Annotated in this window: 11 protein-coding genes; 8 read left to right on the top strand and 3 right to left on the bottom strand. The window is 54.6% G+C overall.

Annotated features, from left to right (window positions below):
• Positions 1-13: 13 nt before the first annotated feature.
• From JS578_06090 to JS578_06070, 5 genes are all read left to right on the top strand, one after another.
• Positions 14-1,222 (top strand): esterase, encoded by a 1,209-nt coding sequence (locus JS578_06090; protein ID QRX64796.1) that lies wholly within the window; start codon positions 14-16, stop codon positions 1,220-1,222.
• Positions 1,223-1,954: 732 nt separating this feature from the next.
• The gene (locus JS578_06085; protein ID QRX64939.1) at positions 1,955-3,829 is read left to right on the top strand and encodes a gamma-glutamyltransferase; all 1,875 of its coding nucleotides are present in this window, start codon (positions 1,955-1,957) and stop codon (positions 3,827-3,829) included.
• Positions 3,830-3,915: 86 nt separating this feature from the next.
• Positions 3,916-8,271, top strand: coding sequence for a CusA/CzcA family heavy metal efflux RND transporter (locus JS578_06080; protein QRX64795.1), 4,356 nt, complete (start codon positions 3,916-3,918; stop codon positions 8,269-8,271).
• On the top strand, positions 8,268-9,383 hold the full coding sequence (locus JS578_06075; GenBank protein ID QRX64794.1) for an efflux RND transporter periplasmic adaptor subunit: 1,116 nt from the start codon (positions 8,268-8,270) through the stop codon (positions 9,381-9,383). Before JS578_06080 ends, JS578_06075 begins: the two co-directional genes overlap by 4 nt.
• A 22-nt stretch (positions 9,384-9,405) precedes the next feature.
• A complete protein-coding gene (locus JS578_06070; protein QRX64793.1) occupies positions 9,406-11,292 on the top strand; it encodes an AMP-binding protein in 1,887 nt (628 codons plus the stop codon).
• A 410-nt stretch (positions 11,293-11,702) separates the two neighbouring features.
• On the opposite strand, the gene JS578_06065 is transcribed toward JS578_06070, so the two are convergent.
• The 3 genes from JS578_06065 to feoB all read right to left on the bottom strand — a co-directional run bounded on the left by JS578_06065 (position 11,703) and on the right by feoB (position 15,006).
• On the bottom strand, positions 11,703-12,215 hold the full coding sequence (locus tag JS578_06065; protein ID QRX64792.1) for a hypothetical protein: 513 nt from the start codon (positions 12,213-12,215) through the stop codon (positions 11,703-11,705).
• An 88-nt stretch (positions 12,216-12,303) separates the two neighbouring features.
• Complete coding sequence (locus JS578_06060; protein QRX64791.1) at positions 12,304-12,465, bottom strand: hypothetical protein; 162 nt, start codon at positions 12,463-12,465, stop codon at positions 12,304-12,306.
• A gap of 51 nt (positions 12,466-12,516) precedes the next feature.
• The gene (gene feoB / locus JS578_06055; protein ID QRX64790.1) at positions 12,517-15,006 is read right to left on the bottom strand and encodes a ferrous iron transport protein B; all 2,490 of its coding nucleotides are present in this window, start codon (positions 15,004-15,006) and stop codon (positions 12,517-12,519) included.
• Positions 15,007-15,160: 154 nt separating this feature from the next.
• Between feoB and fumC the strand changes: the two genes are divergently transcribed.
• The 3 genes from fumC (at position 15,161) to JS578_06040 (ending at position 20,968) form a co-directional block, all read left to right on the top strand.
• Positions 15,161-16,558 carry a class II fumarate hydratase gene (gene fumC, locus JS578_06050; protein QRX64789.1) on the top strand — a complete coding sequence of 466 codons (1,398 nt, stop codon included), beginning with the start codon at positions 15,161-15,163 and terminating at the stop codon, positions 16,556-16,558.
• Positions 16,559-16,736: 178 nt separating this feature from the next.
• The gene (locus JS578_06045; protein ID QRX64788.1) at positions 16,737-18,377 is read left to right on the top strand and encodes a fumarate hydratase; all 1,641 of its coding nucleotides are present in this window, start codon (positions 16,737-16,739) and stop codon (positions 18,375-18,377) included.
• Between the two features lie 41 nt (positions 18,378-18,418).
• Positions 18,419-20,968, top strand: a complete 2,550-nt coding sequence (locus tag JS578_06040; protein QRX64787.1) for a DUF4982 domain-containing protein — start codon at positions 18,419-18,421, stop codon at positions 20,966-20,968.
• Positions 20,969-20,988: the final 20 nt, after the last annotated feature.

The following is a 20,988-nucleotide window of genomic DNA, read 5'->3' as shown; positions in this document are numbered from 1 at the left end:
AAAGTCTGTTCAAATGAAACGATTGACGATTCTGGCATTGGCCTTGTTTGTTACTGCGATTACTTTCGCACAGCAAGCACTATGGGGTGGCTCACAAATTGTGTCCCCCGAGATACATGATGATCACACCGTAACGTTCCGCCTAAGAGCACCCAAGGCGGTGAAGGTGGAGGTGACCGGTGATTTCCTGGCACCCCAACAGTTGGAAACCCCTTACGGTAAATTCGATGCCCCGGGAACTGCCCAGCTCAAAGAGGGCGAAGGCGGCGTGTGGGAGTACACCACTCCTGAACCACTGGCGTCTGAACTTTACAACTATTCATTTGTAGTGGATGGCCAACGCATGAATGACCCCTCCAATGTAGCCATGGTTCGCGATGTCGCCTCGATCACAAATCTGTTCATCATCCCCGGCCATCCAGGTGATCTCTACAGCGTGAACGATGTACCTCACGGAACGGTTGCACGTCGATGGTACCACAGCCCCACGCTGAAGGAGCAACGACGCATCACCATCTACACTCCACCCGGCTATGAGAGCGGAAAGCAGTCCTATCCTGTTTTTTATCTGTTGCACGGATCGGGTGGCGACGAAGAGGCGTGGATCGCGCTGGGACGCACCGCCCAGATCCTTGACAACCTGATCGCACAGGGGAAAGCCAACCCAATGATCGTTGTGATGCCCAATGGCCATACGCAGAATGCAGCGGCACCGGGAGAATCCAGCCGCGATTATATTCCCGCTATGGGAGGTGGTCCCCGCAAGGCTGTAGCCGGCATGGAGGAGAGCTTTGGTGACATCATGAAGTTCGTTGAGAGCAACTACCGGGTGAAGAAAGGGAAAACCAATCGTGCTGTCGCCGGCTTATCGATGGGAGGCATGCATTCTGCTGCCATCTCTGCCCGGTATCCCAATACTTTCGATTACGTGGGTGTTTTCTCTGCACCTCCCATTGCTGCGCTGATGGCACGTGACAACGTTGATGCTGCTAAAGCTACTGAAGAGTTCGTTGAAAAACTGAAGGATCAGCAGATGAACGGCTTCAAGCTTTACTGGATTGCCTGCGGAGACACCGACTTCCTCTATCAAAGTGTGATCGACAGCATGAAGAAGATGGATGAGATCGGTTTCAACTACACCTATCGTGAGAGCGGTGAAGGTCATATCTGGAAGAACTGGCGCATCTATCTCTCAGAGTTTGCACCCATGTTGTTCAAATAGGATCATGTTGTAAGAGGATATTTATCTAGGCGATCGCTATTTCGATGCCTTCCGGAATGAAATCTTCTCTCCTTATGGTTATGAACAGCGTATTGTCGTGATCTTTTTACTTTTAGTGTAAACCTATTAATGGACTGGCAAGACATCGGTTTGTAACCTTTCATTGAGATCGTCTCATAACACCACATGAGACGACCATTTTTTTGTTTTTACATTGCTTTTAGTGTGATTCTTTTTTAGGAATTGAGAAGGACGAGACAGGGTTCTCAGTGCCTCTAGCCTTATTGCACCCTTATTGCACCCTTATATCCACTACGATAATTATGGGAGTGGATATAAGGATACTATTAACTTAGAATATAAGAAGAGCCTTCAAAAACAGGCGAATCGCATTTTCAGGATGTGACACATTGCACAAAAAAAAGAGACTGCCTCTGTTTTGAGACAGTCTCAATGAAGGGATAATCAAGATATTCTTTGTTTTCAATCATAAATATTTTGATAAAAGCATATGTTTGGACTATATTTGTCATTGCATCATCATATCAATATATGATGGTGCGAGACAACAATACCTGATGCAAATCTTTGGAAAGCGTGAGAAAAACACTTCTTCAACAATGTAACAAATCGAATATGAAGAACATAACAGTACTGTTGATGTTTTCACTGCTCTCTGTACCTCTTTTCTCTCAACGCACACAAAAGCCGGTGCTGCATGGGAAGCACTGGATGGCCATCACCGGTAAACCGCAGGGTGCTCAGGCGGGAGCCATGATCTTCCAACAGGGAGGCAATGCGGTGGATGCCGCCTGTGCCATGCTGGGGGCCACCTGTACCCTGTGGGACGTGCTGAGCTGGGGTGGTGAAACACAGGCGCTGATCTACAACCCCCACACGAAAAAGGTGATCGCCATCAATGCACTGGGAGTTGCTCCAACGGGAGCCACGGCGGAATATTTCAAAAGCCTCGGATATGATTTTCCACCCGAATATGGTCCCCTGGCGGCGGTTACCCCCGGCACGGTCGGTGGGTTATGCCTGATGCTGGCACGTTACGGCACCATGAGCCTGGAGCAGGTGCTGGCACCCTCGCTGGAGCTGGCTGCGGGCTTCCCGGTCGACATTCCCCTGGCCAGCAGCCTGGCACGCAACAAGGAGATGCTGAAGCAATGGCCCTACAGCCGCGATCTCTTCGTCACCCGTCCCGGTGAGGAGCAGGAGACCCCGGTGGCGGGGGAACTCTTCGTGCAGGAGGAGTTGCTGGCGACACTGCAGAAGCTGGTGGAGGCGGAACAAATGGCGTTGCAGGCCGGCAAGAGTCGCGAGCAGGCGATTTGGGCAGCCTACGACCGATTTTACAAGGGTGATATCGCCGTTGAGTTTGTCCGTGGTGTACAGGAACAGGGAGGCCTGATCACGATGGGCGACCTGGCAGGGTGGCAACCTCAGGAGGAAGAGCCGCTGCATGTGAATTACAAGGGAATAGACCTCTACAAGCTGCAGCCCTGGTCGCAGGGACCGGCACTGCTGCAGAGCCTCAACATCCTGGAACATTTCGACCTGAAAGCGTTGGGATACAACTCACCGCAATACATCCATACCCTTTACCAGGCGATGAACATGGCTTTTGCCGACCGCGACTTTTACTACGGTGACCCCGCCTTTCATCCTGACATCCCCATCAAGGGGCTACTGGATAAGGGATATGCCCGTCAGCGGGCATCGGAGATACTGCCGGACAGGAACAACCCTTCGGTGGGCCCCGGCGATCCCTATCCTTTTGAGGGAAAGAAAAACCCCTACCTGAAACAGTTGAAAGAACGCGGTTTCGACATCGATCCTGATGGTAAACGCGATTTCGTGCCGCTACACGATGCGATTACCTCTGTTGAAAGAGATTTGAGGAGGGATGATCTTGCAGGTGATGCTGCCGGGATGGGTGTTGCAAGCGGATTCAAATTTTCACCTGAAGAAGCTGTCGACTCCCTTTATATGGACCGTCTCTGGCGCGGAACCACCACCATTCAGGCAGCCGACGCCGAGGGATGGGTGGTCTCAGTCACCCCCTCTGGCGGATGGATCCCCGCCTGCATCGCCGGCAACACCGGCGTGGGAATGAGTCAGCGGCTGCAGAGCTTCGTGCTGGATGAAGCGCTCAACCCCTTCAACGTGGTGGAGCCGGGAAAGAGACCCAGGGTGACGCTCACCCCCTCGCTGGCACTGAAGGAGGGGGAGCCGTTCCTCTCTTTCGCGGTGCAGGGAGGCGACACACAGGAACAAAACCAACTGCAGCTCTTCCTGAATATGGTGGAGTTCGGTATGAACGTGCAGCAAGCGAGCGAGGCGGCCAACATCAACACCAACCAGCTTTGGCTCTCGCTGGGCGGAACAAAAACAGGGGAGCGTGCACCGCGGCCCGGAGAGCTGCTGTTGAATGCCAGCACGCCCGACAGCGTGCGACAGAAACTGACCGGCATGGGCTACACCCTTCATTTCTCCGACCGCACCAGCGGACCCCTCAATGCCATCTGGTTCGACCGCGATCAGGGCACCTTCTGGGGCGGCAGCAGCAACTATGGGGAAGACTACGGCATTGGATGGTAACACCAATGTGGCGGGATTGATTTTTTTTTTAATTTTGTAGAGATATCAAAATACCCTGAACCTCACTTTCACAAAACAAGACGGCCATGCTTGAAAAAATTATTGAATTCAGCATCCGGAGTAAATTGATCGTTATTCTCTTTACCCTCACTGTGGCTGCTTTCGGGATCTATGCAGTGCTCAACATCCCCGTGGGAGCGGTGCCCGACATCACCAACAACCAGGTGCAGGTGATCACCACCTCCGGCAATCTCTCCACGCAGGAGATCGAGCAGTATATCACTACACCGGTGGAGATGGAGATGGCCAACCTGCCGGGCGTGCAGGAGATACGATCCGTTTCCAAGTTCGGCATCTCGCTGGTGACCATCGTCTTCGATGAGTCCATGGGGGCCTACCTGCCGCGGCAGCTGATTGCCGAGAAGATAAAGAGTGCCGCTGCCAATATCCCCGAGGGATTTGGTACACCCGAAATGGGGCCAATCACTACAGGACTGGGTGAGATCTATCAGTACACGCTCGATGTGGAAGAGGGGTTTGAGGATCATTACAGTGCTACCGATCTGCGCACCATTCAGGACTGGGTGGTGAGACGACGACTCTCCGGCATCCCCGGGGTGGTGGAAATCAACAGCTGGGGCGGTTACCTGAAACAATACGAGGTGTCGGTCGATCCCACAAGACTGATAGCCACAGGTGTCACGCTGATGGAGCTCTTCAACGCCCTGGAGGCGAACAACAGCATATCGGGCGGATCCTATATTGAGAAAACCAACCAGAGTTACTTCATCAGGGGTGATGGGCAGGTGCGCTCGATAGAGGATATTGAGCAAATCGTGGTGAAGAACGAGGGCAGTGTCCCCATCCTGATTGGGCAGATAGCTTCGGTGCGCTTCGGGCATGCCAACCGGTATGGTGCCATCACGGCCAACGGGGAGGGAGAGACCATTCTGGGGCAGGTGATGATGCTCAAGGATGCGGACTCGAAAAAGGTGATCAACGAAGTGAGGAAGCGTGTGGAGGAGATAGGCCACAACCTGCCTGAGGGGATCACGATCAACCCCATTGTCGACAGAAGCGAACTGGTGGCGAAGACCTCCCTGACCGTGGTGGAGAACCTGCTGCTGGGTGCCTTTATCGTCATGCTTACCGTACTGCTCCTGCTGGGCAACATCCGCTCAGCGCTGGTCATCACTTCCATCATCCCGCTGGCTTTACTCTTTACCATCTCCATGATGTATATCTTCGGTATCGATGCCAACCTGATGAGCCTGGGCGCCCTCGACTTCGGGATCATCATCGACGGGGCGGTCATCATTGCAGAATACATCGTGCTGCAGATCTCGGTACGCCGTGTTGAACTGGAAGGCAGTAGCGGTGATGAGCGCAGGGGTGTCATGGATTCTATCGCTTACGCCGGTGCCGCGAAGATGATGAAGTCGGCAATCTTCGGTCAGGTCATCATCCTCATTGTCTTCATCCCGGTGCTCTCCCTGAGTGGTGTGGAGGGTAAGATGTTCAAGCCGATGGCACTCTCCTTCTGTTTTGCCATCATCGGGGCAATGATCATGGGACTCACCTGGCTCCCGGTGGCTTCCTCTCTCTTTTTGCGACCGGTACGCCCCGGCAGGCGTAATCTCTCCGACAGGTTTATGGAACTAGCCCACCGCGCCTACACGCCGGTGATAAGCTGGGCCACCAACCACAAGAGAACGGTGCTTGGGGCGGCACTGCTCTCACTGCTGCTCACCCTCTTCCTCTTCACCCGCATAGGGGGCGAGTTTGTGCCCACGCTCGACGAGGGTGACTTTGTGATACAGCCTGTGTTGAAGACAGGTACCTCTCTCTCCAAAACCATTGAACTGACCACCCGGATGGAGCAGATCCTGACCCGTGAGTTCCCCGAGGTGGATAAAATTGTTAGCCGCATTGGTGCCGCCGAGGTGCCCACCGACCCGATGTCGATGGAGGAGATCGATATGATCATCAAGCTGAAACCACGTAAGAGCTGGACCAGTGCCAGCAGCAAGGAGGAGCTGGCCGACAGGTTCAAAGAAGCGCTCAGCGTCATCCCGGGCATCGAGTATGAGTTCACGCAGCCCATCGAAATGCGCTTCAACGAACTGATTACCGGTGTCCGTTCCGATATCGCGGTAAAGATATTTGGTGACGACCTGGACTATATAGACCGCAAGGCAAATGAGATCAAGACACTGATCGAAGAGATCCCCGGTGCAGGTGATGTGATCCTGGAGAAGACCGCCGGTCTGCCTCAGATAAAAATAGACTATGACCGTGCTAAAATCGCCTATTACGGGGTGGATATCCGCACGCTGAACAGCTACCTCGCTGCTGCCTTTGGCGGCGAAGCGGCGGGCGTGGTCTTCGAGGGGGAGAGGCGGTTCGACCTTGTGGTCCGTTTCGACACGCTCCACCGCAGGGATATCGATGACATCGTTCGGTTGAATGTGCCCCTCCCGAATGGTCAGCAAATCCCTCTGTCAGAGTTGGCCGATATTCAGTATGCGGAGGGGCCTGCCAGAATCTCGAGAGAGAACACGCACCGAAGGGTGGTGGTCAGCGTCAACGTGCGAAACAGAGACCTACAGTCGGTGGTGAATGATATACAGACGGTGATTGAAGAGCAGGTAACCCTGCGGCCGGGCGTCTACATCACTTACGGAGGCCAGTTTGAGAATCTCCAGAATGCAACAAGACGATTGATGGTGGCTGTCCCGGTGGCCCTGCTGCTGATCTTTATCTTCCTGCACTTTGCCTTTAAATCGCTGAAAGATGCCGTGATGATCTTCACCGCCATACCCCTTGCAACGGTGGGTGGGGTGTTTCTGCTCTGGTTGCGCGGGATGCCTTTCAGCGTGTCGGCAGGAATCGGCTTCATCGCCCTGTTCGGAATTGCCGTGTTGAACGGGATCGTGCTGATTGAACATCTGAAAGAGCTGAGAGAGGAGGGGGGTATGTCGTTGCGCGAGCTGGTAATCCGTGGCACCAAAGACCGGTTGCGCCCGGTCATGTTAACTGCCGGGGCGGCTGCGATGGGCTTCTTGCCGATGGCCCTCTCCACGGGTGCCGGGGCTGAGGTACAACGGCCGCTTGCGACCGTTGTCATCGGAGGGCTTTTCACCTCCACCATGCTGACGCTGATCGCCTTGCCGCTGATGTTCGAGATCTTCTCCAATGTCAGTGGGGTGAAGTTCTTCCCGTTCCGCCTGATCCGCAAAAAAACAATTACCCTGCTGCTGTTGCTGTTGCTCCCTCTTGCAGGCATCACCGCGCAGGAGAGTGGAGGGGAGAATGAGATTACCCTCGATGAGGCGATTGCCATTGCCCTCCGTCACAACAAATCAGTGAAAGCCTATGCGCTGCAGTCTGAAGCGCTGGAGGTGCTGACCGGATCGGTAGAGGCTTTCGACAAGACAACCCTGACCTACGGTACCGACCAGAACAACATCGCCCTGAACAACTATCCCCTTCATGTGGTGGGGGTGTCGCAGAACTTCCTTTTTCCTTCCCTCTACAGGGCCGAACGGGAGGTGAAACGGGTGGAACGGAATCTCTCAGTTGATGAGCTCTCTATCCGGCAGGAGGAGCTGATCAGGGAGGTTTCCATGGGATACCTCGGTTTGCAGGTGCTGCAGGAGAAGAAGAGGATCTATGCCGGCATCGACAGTCTCTACAGGGAGATTTTCCGGGGTGCAACCCTCAAAAACCGTTCCGGTATGATCAGCAACCTGGATTTGCTTAACATCAGCGCCAGACAACAGCAACTCGATCAACAGCTGCGGGGGCTGGATTACCAGCTTGATGATGCCCTGCAGCAACTCAGGCGGCTGATGGGGACCGACACCCTGTTCGTGGTCTCCCCGGAGATACAGGAGCTGCCTCTCACCCACAGGGAGGTGGAATCAACCCCTTTCTATCGCTGGTTACTCAACAGGGAAGCGCTCAGCAGGGCCAATGTGGGTGTGGAGCAGAAGAAGCTGTTGCCCGATATCTCACTAAACTATTTCCTGGGAACCAATTTTCACGACCACTCCCGTTATTACCACGGATTTGAAGCCGGCATCTCCATCCCTCTCTTTTTCGGCCCACAGAGGTCCAAGATCAAAGCTTCCCGGATCACAGCCGATGCAACACGCAATTTCACGGAATATGAGATCAGGCGGATGAGGGATAAACAAAAGGAATTGATGAATGCCCATCTGAAATTCCGTGATCGGCTTGACTACTACAACGAGGAGGGAAGTCGCCTCTACGATGAAATAACACGCACTGCCCGCCTCAGTTTTGATGCCGGCGAGATCGATTTCTTCCGGTTTACTGCAAGCATGGAGACTGCGCTGCAGATCAAACTGGAATACCTGGACAACCTGCAGGATTACAACCGTGTAACACTAATGTTGAATTATCTGTCTGAACAATGAAAACAACGACATCTTTTTTATCTCTTTTTTGCATAGGGCTTATTCTGCTCACTGCCTGTGTCACGCAGAAGGAGCCGGACAGAGAGGACCCGGGGAGGGTGGTAATCACCGACCAGCAGTTTGCCAGTGACCGGATGCAACTCGGGCAGGCTGATACAATCCTGTTCGAAAAGATTGTCAAATGCAATGGAGAAGTGGTACCTTTGCCTGAAGGGATGGCAGTAATAAGTGCTCCGGTGGGAGGAATCATTCAACGTATCTCCTGCAGGAGCGGTCAGTCGGTGAAAAAAGGTCAACCGTTGCTGGAGATCGGGGGGAATGAAGTGATCGATATCCAGACACAGTTTGCCGAGGCTGCTGCTCAATACAGACGGTTGCAGATCGAACATCAGCGACTTCAGTCGCTTTATGAGGAGCAGGTCACCTCCGAAAAGGAGTTCATGCTGGCTGACAGTGAGTTTAAGCGGTCACAGGTGCAATATCGTGGATTGAAAATGAAGATGGAGGCGATGGGGCTCCAGGCCGATAAGATTGAAGGTGGCACATTGTATGAATCCTACCAGATCGTCTCCCCCGTCACCGGAAACATTTCTTCGATGGGGGTTCACCTTGGCAGCTACATGGAGCCACAGAGCGAGCTGCTCGAAATAGTTGATCCGGGTAGGCTGCAGTTGAAGCTCTCACTATTTGCTTCCACTGTTGCCTCACTGCAGCGCGGTCAGGTCGTTCGTTATCGAACCGCTCATTCTGATGAGGTGTACGGGGCGGTGATTCACGCCATCGGGGTTGCCGTTGATGCAGAGACAAAAGCTGTTTCCTGTTATGCCTCGCTTACCGAACCCACACCGGTGAATCCGGTGGCCAACGAGTTTGTGCAAGCCGAAGTGATTGCTGCGAGTGAGACGGTTGCCGCACTGCCCGACGAGGCGCTCCTTCAGACCGAGGCCGGTTACGTGGTGCTGGCACTGGAGAAACAGGAGGAGGGCCGCTATCTGTTTCAACCGGTGGAGGTATCGGTCGGGAGGCGACAGGGTGGATTCACGGAGATTCTCTCGGGCCTCACCCATCGGCAGATTCTCACAAAGGGAGCATACAACATTCATCTGGAATAAAAATATAAAAATAGGCAATAGTATGGGAAAAACAATCATCGCACTGCTGCAGGAGACAGTGGAGAAATATGGAGAGCGCTCTTTCCTTTATGAAGCGCGCAACGGGACAGATTACACATCACTTACCTTCAGGGAAGTACAGGAACAATCGATCCGCTTCGCGGCGGGCCTGATGGCATTGGGCCTCGGTGCAGGTGAGCGGGTGTCGCTCATCTCGGAGGGGAAGAACAACTGGGTGCTGGGTGAACTGGGTGTGCTCCACGCCGGGGCTGTCTGCGTGCCGCTCTCGGTGAAGCTGGAGACGGTGCAGGACATCACTTTCCGTGTCAACCACTCCGACTCGGTGATGGTGCTGGCTTCCGACCAGCAGATCGCGAAGCTGCGGCCCATGAAGGAGCTGTTCACCACGGTGAAACGCTACATCCTGCTCGATCCGGTCGATGAGGTTGCGGACGATGAGATCTATTTCGACAAGGTACTGGAATTGGGCGATGCCCTGCTCACCGCCGACAGGAAACAGGTGGAGGAAAGGATGGCCGCGGTAGAGCCCGACAGCCTCGCCAACATCTCCTACACCTCCGGCACCACGGCCAACCCCAAGGGGATCATGCTGTCGCACGACAATTATGTCTGCAATGTGGAGCAGGCGGTGGACCACCTCAACGGCATCCCTTCTTATTTCCGTACGTTACTGATCCTGCCGTGGGATCACTCCTTCGGACATACAGCCGGCATCTATGCCTTCATGAAATGCGGTGCCGCCATCGCCTCGGTGGCAGCCGGCAAGAGTGCCATGGAGATACTGCGCAACGTGCCCAAGAGCATGAAGGCGATCAACCCCCACCTGCTGATGAGCGTGCCGGCGCTGGCCTCCAACTTCCGGAAGAACATCGAGGCGGGGATCGAGAAGCAGGGCAAAACCGCCTGGCGTCTATTCCGCCAGGGACTGAAGGTGGCCTATGCCTACAACGGCGATGGGTACAACCGCGGTCGTGGCAAGCGGGCACTGCTGAAACCGCTGGTCGCCTTCTACGACAGGATGATCTTCTCGAAGATCCGACAGAGTTTCGCCAGCAACCTGGAGTACTTCATCGGAGGTGGTGCCCTGCTCGACATCGAGCTACAACGTTTCTTCTATGCCATCGGCATACCCATGTACCAGGGCTACGGCCTCTCGGAGGCATCGCCCATCATCTCCGCCAACTCTGCGCAGGCCCATAAGCTGGGCTCCTCGGGCAAAACCATGCCGCGCATGAAGATTCGCATCGGCGACGAGGCGATGAACCCGCTGCCGGTGGGTGAGAAGGGTGAGATCCTGATCAGGGGAGGCAACGTGATGAAGGGCTACTGGAAGAATCCTGAGGCGACGGCAGAAACCATCGTCGACGGCTGGCTCCGCACCGGTGACATGGGTTACCTCGACAGCGACGACTACCTCTATGTGCTGGGACGCACCAAGTCGCTGTTGATCAGCAACGATGGCGAGAAGTTCTCACCCGAGGGGATAGAGGAGTCGATCATGGCCCAGTCGGAGTACATCGACCAGTGCGTGCTGCACAACAACCAGAGCCCCTACACCACGGCGCTGCTGACCCTCAACCGGGAGGCGCTGAAACGGCGCACCTCCGATCCGACAGAGGCGGCACGCATCATCGCCGGTGAGATCGCGGCCTATATGAAGGGTGGAAAGCACGATGGCCTTTTCCCCTACCGCTGGATTCCCTCCGCCTTCGCGGTGATCGAGGAGCCGTTTAGCGAGAAAAACGGGATGGTCAACTCCACCATGAAGATCGTGAAGCACAAGGTGTATGAGAACTATGCCGACCGGATTGCAGAACTGCATACGGCAGAAGGGAAGAAGCCCGACTCAGATAATAACCTCAACGTATTGAAGCGGTTGTTGGGATAAGAGAAGGGGTTATTGTAGCACTCGGAGGATATAAGAGGTTACGGGGGATAGGATATCTCCAATGACTGGAAATCTTGCAAAGAGGCTGTCTCATCGTATGAGATGGCCTTTTTCTGTTTATAGGTTACAGTTTGAGTAGCCCTATTTCAGGAAGAGACAACCTACCTTCTTCGTTACAAGTTCTAATCTCGTACTAATATGGTTCTAATAGATTCGAACCATATTAGAGTCAGTTACGACTGAATTGATACGCAGTAAAAAGCCATATAAGGCGAATCTTAGTGTCTGGGATGAAAAAAAGCCATCTCATTTGTATATTGAGACAGCCTCTTTGCGCATGAATTGCCAAACATAGATGAAGCAATAATAAAAAAAGTAATATTTTTTTCATGACATTTTTTAAGATTGTATTACCTGAGTACACTCATATACAAATCAAAACGGCCTTCGGTAATATGCAATACATTGTTTGCATCCTCTGTACAGGGTACTTCGAACGCAAAACGACCGCTTAAAATTTTATTCTCTAAATCCATCTTAGTGATGTAAATACCTGCAAAATCATATACCAGTACGGTACATTCTGGGTAAAGATCAAATCCACAAGATACCCTTCCACTATTGGAACCGAGCTTTGGATTTTTTATAAAAAATCCCATTCTACCCTCTTTCCCTCCCGCATAGAAATCTAAATGTATATAGTTACCGTAGTCTCTATACTCCGCCTTCATTGGAGGGAATTTATATATACCTGGTAGCTTACTTGTCGCCCACAACTCTCCGTTTACCAGGCAGCCAATGGTATTTGCTCCTTTCTGTGTTTCTGGGGGCAATTCGGTCCATTCTTTAACCTCTTTTTCGCAGGAGGTCATGCAGAACAATCCCAGAAATGACAGCAGAATGATCCATCGAATGGGTTTCATAATCACTTTTTTTAGAGGTTAAACAGATATCGCTGCACATGTTATCACACAGCTGTGGTATCCTATGGTGATGAATAGAGAAACAGGACTATGCTCCTGTGGAGGACTCTTTCTTCGGCAGATCACACATGTTGCAGCCTCCGCAGCGTGTGTGGTCTTTCTGTATGAAAAAGAAGTGGTAGATCTGTCGCAGGAGGATGATTCCCACGACGATGCCGATGATGATAACGATAAATAGCTGCAGATCCATATCTTCTAAACAATTGTATTCTTTAATTGGTTCGATAACCTTTCGTTAATCCTACACGAACAGGCTCCCCACCTGGAAGACCAGGAAGGCGACAAGCCAGGCCAGGCCGGTGGAGTAGAAGACGCTGAAGAGTGCCCATCCCCAGGAGTGTGACTCCTCCTTGATGGCGACGATGGTGGCGATGCAGGGGAAATAGATCAGCACGAAGAGCAGGAACCCGGCGATCACCAACGGGGTGAAGACAGGTGTTCCGTCGGCGTAACTCTCCGATTGCAGCCGCTCCTTCAGCGACTGCTGGTCTTCGCTGTCACCGGTGTAGAGCACCCCCATGGTGCTGATCACGATCTCCTTGGCGGCCATCCCCGAAAGGAGGCTCACTGATATCTTCCAGTCGAACCCGAGCGGCCGCATCACCGGCTCCATGAAATGACCGATCTGTCCGATGTAGGAGTTTACCTGGTGTTCTGTGTTGCGGTTGTGTTCAATCTCGCTGATCTTCACTTCGAGCTCTTCCTCGTTGATGCTGCCCGCAGCGTGCTGCATTTCTGCCTGTGCGATCTGCCCGTCGAAAGCAGCTTCGCGTTCCTTGTTGTGGGGGAAGTAGCCCAGGAACCAGATGATGATGGAGCCGATCAGGATGGGACCCCCCATCTTCTGCAGGTACTGCCGCGAGCGGTCCCACATGTGGGTAGTGACCGACTTGAGCGTGGGCATGCGGTAGGGGGGCAGCTCCATCACGAAGGGGGTCTCCTCCTCCTTGAAAAGGGTGTCACGGAAGAGCCGCGCCGTGAGAGCCGCAATCAGTATGCCGAAGGCGTATAGTCCCAACAGGATGAGGCTCCCGCTCGAAGGGAAGAAGGCACTCACAAAGAGGATGTATACCGGCAGGCGGGCGCTGCAGGACATGAAGGGGACGATGAACATGGTGATCATACGGCTGCTGCGGCTCTCGATGGTGCGGGTGGCCATGATGGCCGGCACGTTGCAGCCGAAACCCATGATGAGGGGTATGAACGACTTGCCGTGGAGGCCTATGCGGTGCATCACCTTGTCCATGATGAAGGCGGCCCGGGCCATGTAGCCCGAGTCCTCCATGAAGGCGATGAAGAGGTAGAGGATCACGATGTTGGGAAGGAAGACGATCACGCCTCCCACGCCGCCGATAACGCCGTCCACGATCAGGTCTTTGAGTGGTCCCTCTGCCATGTTTCCTCTTACCAGGTTGCCCAGTTGCTCCACCAACCATTCGATGGCTGCCATGGGATAGCCCCCCAGCCGGAAGGTGGCCTCGAACATCAACCAAAGAAATACGAAGAAGAGGGGGAAGCCCAGGTACTTGTGCGTCACCAGGGTGTCTATCAGTTTGGTACTGTCGGCGAACTGGGTCTTCTCGCTCAGGGTCTCTTTCAATCCCCCGGCGATGAAGCCGTAACGGGCGTTGGTAAAAGCCGACTCCGGATCTTCCCGCAGCAGCTTCTCCATATATGCCCGCTCCTTGTCGCGCCGTGCCAGGATCTTCTCCTGCTCACGCAGTTGTCTCACCTGTCGCTCCACATCCTTGTCCCCCTCCAGCAACTTGATGCTGAGGTAGCGAAGCGGTACTTTCCAACGCGTTGCTTCTGTAACCGACAGCTCCCGCTCCATGATGGCGATCGATTTCTCCGGCACCCGTCCATAGGGTATCTGCACATACTTGTACTCTTTTTGCCGGTACACCGCAATCACCTCCTCCAGCAGTTGTGGGATCCCTTCACCTCTTTTACCGACCGTAGGCACCATCGGTGTGTTGATCAGTTCGGAGAAGGTCTTATGGTCGAAAGTGCGACCGCTCTGTTCCAGCTCATCGTACATGTTGAGGGCGATCACTACCGGCACCTCCAGGTCGATCAGCTCGGTGGTGAGGTAGAGGTTGCGCTCCAGCGCTGAGGCGGAGACCACGTTGATGATCACGTCCGGTTTCTCTTCCAGGATATGCTTGCGCACGAAGAGTTCTTCGGGGGTGTAGGCCGAAAGGGAGTAGGTGCCTGGCAGGTCGGTCAGTGTGAAGGTGTATCCTTGGTGAGTCAGCGTTCCCTCCTTCGAGTTGACGGTGACACCGCTGTAGTTGCCCACATGCTCGTGTGCCCCGGAAGCGAGGTTGAAGATGGAGGTTTTCCCCGCATTGGGGTTGCCTATCATGGCTACCCGGATGTTCTTCTCTGTTTCGAGACTGCCGTTGTTGTTTCCGTTGTGTGAATATGCCGGATGATATCCGTTCTGCGATTGCTCCACTTCTGTGAGCATTCCATCATCATCTGTTCTTGCAAGTGCGTCCGAGGCCAGTACCGATACCTCCACCATCACCGCTTCGCTGCGGCGCAGGGAGACCTCATACTCCATGATCTCATATTTGATGGGATCCTTCAGCGGGGCATTCAGGATGGAACGTACCTCCTCCCCCCTAACGAATCCCATCTCGAGGATCCGCTTGCGGAAAGCGCCGCTGCCATTCACCCTGGTGATATAGGCTTTTTGTCCGGTTTTAAGTTCTGAGAGACGCATCTTTTTGTTCAGTTCTTTTTTCGAACCGCAAATATAGCCATTTCCGGAGGAATTATTTATATCAGTTATAAATAATAACATTTCGTATATTCTTTTTATCTTTGAGGAAATCGCAACAATCAGTAACAGAACTGTTACTTAATATTGAGCAAATATGAACTACAGAATTGAAAAAGACACCCTGGGCGAGGTGAAGGTACCGGCTGACAAGCTCTGGGGGCCACAGACAGAACGATCGCGCAACAACTTCCGCATCGGTGCGCCGGCATCCATGCCACGAGAAATCATCCGTGGCTTCGCTTACCTGAAGAAGGGAGCTGCCTATGCCAACAATGAGCTGGGGGTGCTCTCCAGGGAGAAGCGTGACCTGATCGCAAAGGTGTGTGATGAGATCCTGGAGGAGCAGCACGACGATCAGTTCCCGCTGGTGATATGGCAGACCGGATCGGGCACCCAGAGTAACATGAACGTGAACGAGGTGATTGCCAACCGTGCCCACCAGCTGGCGGGCAAGCGGGTGGGAGAGGGAGAGAAGACTCTGCAGCCCAACGATGATGTGAACCGGTCGCAATCTTCCAACGACACCTTCCCCACAGCCATGCACATCGCCGGGTACAAAATGATCACCGAGGTGACCCTTCCGGGGTTGCGCCGCCTGCAGCAAACGCTGTCTGCCAAGGCGGAGGAGATGGCCGAGGTGGTGAAGATTGGCCGCACCCACCTGATGGATGCCACCCCACTCACTTTGGGGCAGGAGTTCAGCGGTTATGCCGCACAGCTCGACTATGGCATCCGAGCCGTAGAGCACACACTGCCGCACCTCGCCGAACTGGCACTGGGTGGCACCGCTGTGGGCACTGGGCTCAACACTCCTCGTGGTTACGATGAGGCGGTTGCCCGCTACATTGCCGCCTTCACCGGACTGCCCTTCGTTACAGCACCCAACAAGTTTGAGGCGCTTGCCGCACACGATGCACTGGTGGAGTCACACGGAGCACTGAAGCAGCTGGCGGTAGCACTCAACAAGATTGCCAACGACATCCGCCTGCTGGCTTCCGGTCCCCGCAGCGGCATCGGCGAACTGATCATTCCCGCCAATGAGCCGGGCTCCTCCATCATGCCGGGGAAGGTAAACCCCACGCAGGCAGAAGCGCTCACCATGGTTTGCGCACGGGTGATCGGCAACGATGCAGCCATCACCGTGGGCGGCATGCAGGGTCACTTTGAGCTGAATGTCTTCAAGCCTGTGATGGCTGCTGCCTTTCTGGAGAGCGCCCGCCTGCTGGGCGATGCTGCCCTCTCATTCGAGCAGCATTGCGCCTCCGGTATCGAGCCCAATCACCCGCGTATTCAGGAACTGCTGAACAACTCGCTGATGCTGGTCACGGCGCTCAATCCCCACATCGGTTACTACAAGGCGGCCGAGATAGCCAATGCGGCACACCGCAACGGCACCACGCTGAAGGAGGAGGCGGTGCGACTGGGTTATGTGACCGCTGAGGAGTTCGACCGCTGGGTACGGCCGGACGAGATGACCCATCCCCGGGAGTAGGATAGAGAGACAGATAGCGGAAACAAAAAGATCCCGTGACAAGAACCGCTGCCCTGAATTTATAAATTGTTGACAATGTTTGCCAATCTCCCGTTTTCGGGAGCCGTTTTTTCTTTGTATTTTTGTCTCTTTATGTAAAAACCAAATTATAATCAGATAAAACAGAAGCAATTCATCTATGGCAACAAAACCATTCAGGTATCAGGCCTCTTTCCCCATGTCGGAAGAGAAAACGGAGTATTACCACCTCACGAGCGAACATGTATCGGTTTCGCAATTTGAAGACAAAGAGATACTCAAAGTGTCGCCCGAGGGACTGACACTAATGGCACAAGCTGCCTTCCGCGACGTGCAGTTCCTGCTGCGCCCCGACCACCAGGAGCAGGTGGCACAGATCCTCTCCGACCCGGAAGCAAGCGAGAACGATAAGTATGTGGCGCTCACCTTCCTGCGCAACGCCGAGATATCGGCCAAGGGAATCCTCCCCTTCTGCCAGGATACCGGCACCGCCATCATCATGGGCAAGAAGGGACAGCGTGTCTGGACCGACGACAACGACGAGGAGGCGCTCTCGCGCGGTGTCTACAACACCTATGTGAACGAGAACCTGCGCTACTCGCAGAACGCAGCCCTCAACATGTATGACGAGGTGAACACCGGTACCAACCTGCCGGCACAGATAGATCTATACGCAACCGAGGGCGAAGAGTATAAGTTCCTATGCATCGCCAAGGGAGGCGGCTCGGCCAACAAGACCTACCTTTACCAGGAGACCAAGGCACTGCTCACCCCGGGCCGTTTGGAGGAGTACCTCATTGAGAAGATGAAATCGCTCGGTACGGCTGCATGTCCCCCCTATCACCTGGCGTTCGTCATCGGCGGCACCTCCGCCGAAGCTAATCTCAAGACGGTGAAGCTGGCTTCGGCCAAGTACTACGACAACCTCCCCACCGAGGGGAACGAGCTGGGACAAGCCTTCCGCGACATTGAGCTGGAAGAGCGACTGAAGAAAGCCTCCGAAGAGCTCGGACTGGGTGCCCAGTTCGGCGGCAAGTACTTCGCCCACGACGTGCGAGTGATCCGTCTGCCGCGTCACGGCGCCTCCTGTCCCGTGGGGATGGGTGTCTCCTGCTCTGCCGACCGCAACATCAAGGCGAAGATCAACCGCGATGGAATCTGGATCGAGAAGTTGGAGGACAATCCGGCACGGCTGATCCCTGAGGAGTATCGCCAGGCAGGCGAAGGGGGTGGTGTGAAGATCGACCTGAACCGCCCTATGGAAGAGATACTTGCAGAACTATCCAAATACCCCGTCTCTACGCGCCTCTCGCTGAGTGGTACCATCATTGTGGGACGCGACATCGCACATGCCAAACTAAAGGAGCGTATCGACCGTGGCGAGGGACTGCCCCAGTACGTCAAGGACCACCCCATCTATTACGCGGGACCGGCCAAGACCCCCGAGGGATACGCCTCCGGATCGATGGGCCCCACCACTGCGGGACGCATGGACTCTTACGTGGATCTGTTTCAGTCGCACGGCGGCAGCATGATCATGCTGGCCAAGGGTAACCGCAGCCAGCAGGTAACCGATGCCTGTAAGAAGCATGGCGGTTTCTACCTGGGCAGCATAGGCGGTCCGGCAGCCATCCTTGCGCAGGAGAGCATCAAGAGCCTGGAGTGCGTGGAATATCCCGAGCTGGGCATGGAGGCAATCTGGAAAATCGAGGTGGAAGATTTCCCCGCGTTCATCCTGGTCGATGACAAGGGGAACGACTTCTTTCAGGTGGTGACGCAGCCCAACTGCTCGTTCAGTTGAAAGCTGTCAATTATCAGTAAGTTTGAATAATAGATAGAATCATGAAGAAATCGATATTGGTTTGCATCGCCCTGATGGCCGGGCTCACGCTTTCATGGGGGCAGAACAGGACAGAAGTCACCCTGGAAGAGGGATGGAAGTTCACCCGCGAGGATGATTCCCGTGCAGCGGAAGCGACGTACGACGATAGCGACTGGCAGTCGGTCCGCGTGCCTCACGACTGGGCCATCTACGGTCCTTTCGACAAGGAGAACGACATCCACCGCATGGCCATCGTGCAGGACGGACAGAGCACCGCCATCGAGCATTACGGTCGTACCGGCGGGCTCCCCTTCACCGGGGTGGGATGGTACCGCAACCGCTTCACACTGCCGGATTACACTGCCGGCAAGCGGGTCACCATTCAATTCGACGGGGCCATGAGCAATGCCCGTGTCTATGTGAACGGCAAAGAGGCGGGCTTCTGGCCCAACGGTTATAACAGCTTTTATTTCGATATCACCGATCTGGTGCATGTTGATGGGAAAGCGAACAGCCTGGCGGTACGCCTCGAGAATTTCGATGAGCAGTCGCGCTGGTACCCCGGTGCAGGCCTCTATCGCAACGTACACCTGATCACCACCAACGAAACGCATATCCCTCAGTGGGGTACCTATGTGACCACACCCGAGGTGAATAATGATTTTGCCCGTGTGAAGGTGCGGACCAAAGTGCATCGTGGAGAAGGATTCACCGACAAGCACTATCTCAGGCTGAAGAGCTCTGTCGTCGACCCCTCCGGAAAGGTGGTGGCCGAGACGGAAGATGAGTTCACCCGCTTCGACGGCGATGAACTGGAACAGACGCTGATCGTGGAGGATCCACAACTGTGGGATGTGCTGCAGCCCAATCTCTATACTGTACAGTCGGTACTCTACAAGGGAGAGAGAAGCGAATCCACTGATGGGAGTACAACCAGGACGACTGAGATGAGTTACTCCGTCGACAGCTACAGTACCCCCTTCGGCATCCGTACCATTGAGATCCGCCCCGACGACGGCTTCTACCTCAACGGTAGGAAGATCAAGTTTCAAGGCGCCTGCATGCACCATGACCTGGGACCGCTGGGGGGTGCCGTGAATGAGGCAGCCATCCGCCGCCAGATTCGCATCATGCAGGAGATGGGCGTCAATGCCATCCGCACCTCGCACAACATGCCGGCACCCGAGTATGTCCGCATTGCCGACGAGATGGGGATGATGCTGATGGTGGAGACCTTCGACGAGTGGGCCATCCCCAAGGTGCGCAACGGTTACAACCGCTATTTCAAAGAGTGGGCGGAGAAGGATGTCACCAACGTGCTGCACCACTACCGTAACAACCCCAGCGTGGTGATGTGGTGCATCGGCAACGAGGTGGAAGAGCAGAGCAACCCGCAAGGAGCCAAAATAGCCCGCTTCCTGCAGGATATCTGCCACCGTGAAGATCCCACCCGTCCCGTCACCAACGGCATGGATCGTGTCGATCATGTCTTCTCCAACCATATGGCAGCCATCCTGGATGTGCCCGGCTTCAACTACCGTTCCTTCCGCTACCGGGAGGCATACGATAAACTACCGCAGCAGATTGTGCTGGGGAGTGAAACCACTTCTGCTCTCAGTTCGCGCGGTGTCTACAAGTTCACCGTGGAGCGGAAGGCGATGGCGATGTACGACGACCACCAGGCCTCCTCCTATGATCTGGAGCATGCCAGCTGGTCGAACTTGCCGGAAGATGATTTCATCCAGCACGAGGATTTGCCATACACCATCGGCGAGTTCATCTGGACCGGGTTCGACTACCTGGGTGAACCCACCCCCTACTACAGCAACTGGCCCAGCCACAGCTCCCTCTTCGGGGCCGTCGACCTGGCCGGTATCCCCAAGGATCGTTTTTACCTCTACCGCAGCCACTGGAACAAGGAGGCGGAAACCCTTCACATCCTGCCCCACTGGAACTGGGAAGGACGTGAAGGAGAGGTGACCCCCATCTTTGTCTACACCAATCATCCCTCCGCTGAGCTCTTCATCAACGGCAAGAGCCAGGGTGTGCGGACGAAAGACCTCTCCATCCCGCTGGAGGGGAGCTATAGCAAAGAGGCGCAGCAGTCGCTTGAGCGGCAGAAGCGCTACCGCCTGATGTGGATGGATACGAAGTATGAACCGGGTACCGTGAAGGTCGTGGCTTATGATGCTGAGGGCAACGTGGCAGCGACGAAAGAGATGCACACCGCCGGCAAGGCCCACCGACTGGTGCTTGAGGCTGATCGCACTGAAATCACCGCCGACGGCAAGGATCTCTCCTTCATCACTGTCTCGGTGGTCGACCGCCAGGGCAACCCTTGTCCCAACATCAATGAACTGGTCTCCTTCAGCGTGAAGGGTGCCGGCAGCTACCGTGCTGCTGCCAATGGTGATCCCACCAGTCTCGATCTGTTCCACCTGTCGCAGATGCATCTCTTCAACGGTAAGCTGGTAGCCATCGTGGAGTCCTCTCGGCAACCGGGCAAACTCACCTTCGAGGCGAAAGCGAAAGGATTGCGCAAGGCATCGATCGATATCCGCACAAGGTAAACCATATCCTTTACAATAAA

Source organism: Dysgonomonadaceae bacterium zrk40, from assembly GCA_016916535.1.
Taxonomy (GTDB): Bacteria; Bacteroidota; Bacteroidia; order Bacteroidales; family Dysgonomonadaceae; genus Proteiniphilum.
Note: the sequence above shows the minus strand (reverse complement) of the source record. Positions and strands in the feature narration are given on the sequence as shown.

What these genes read in the sequence shown, in the direction of transcription:
- JS578_06065 (QRX64792.1), bottom strand. Translation starts at nt 12,215, where the DNA reads ATGAAACCCATTCGATGGATCATTCTGCTGTCATTTCTGGGATTGTTC.
- fumC (QRX64789.1), top strand. Translation starts at nt 15,161, where the DNA reads ATGAACTACAGAATTGAAAAAGACACCCTGGGCGAGGTGAAGGTACCG.
- JS578_06040 (QRX64787.1), top strand. Translation starts at nt 18,419, where the DNA reads ATGAAGAAATCGATATTGGTTTGCATCGCCCTGATGGCCGGGCTCACG.
- JS578_06060 (QRX64791.1), bottom strand. Translation starts at nt 12,465, where the DNA reads ATGGATCTGCAGCTATTTATCGTTATCATCATCGGCATCGTCGTGGGA.
- feoB (QRX64790.1), bottom strand. Translation starts at nt 15,006, where the DNA reads ATGCGTCTCTCAGAACTTAAAACCGGACAAAAAGCCTATATCACCAGG.
- JS578_06045 (QRX64788.1), top strand. Translation starts at nt 16,737, where the DNA reads ATGGCAACAAAACCATTCAGGTATCAGGCCTCTTTCCCCATGTCGGAA.
- JS578_06090 (QRX64796.1), top strand. Translation starts at nt 14, where the DNA reads ATGAAACGATTGACGATTCTGGCATTGGCCTTGTTTGTTACTGCGATT.
- JS578_06085 (QRX64939.1), top strand. Translation starts at nt 1,955, where the DNA reads ATGGCCATCACCGGTAAACCGCAGGGTGCTCAGGCGGGAGCCATGATC.
- JS578_06070 (QRX64793.1), top strand. Translation starts at nt 9,406, where the DNA reads ATGGGAAAAACAATCATCGCACTGCTGCAGGAGACAGTGGAGAAATAT.
- JS578_06080 (QRX64795.1), top strand. Translation starts at nt 3,916, where the DNA reads ATGCTTGAAAAAATTATTGAATTCAGCATCCGGAGTAAATTGATCGTT.
- JS578_06075 (QRX64794.1), top strand. Translation starts at nt 8,268, where the DNA reads ATGAAAACAACGACATCTTTTTTATCTCTTTTTTGCATAGGGCTTATT.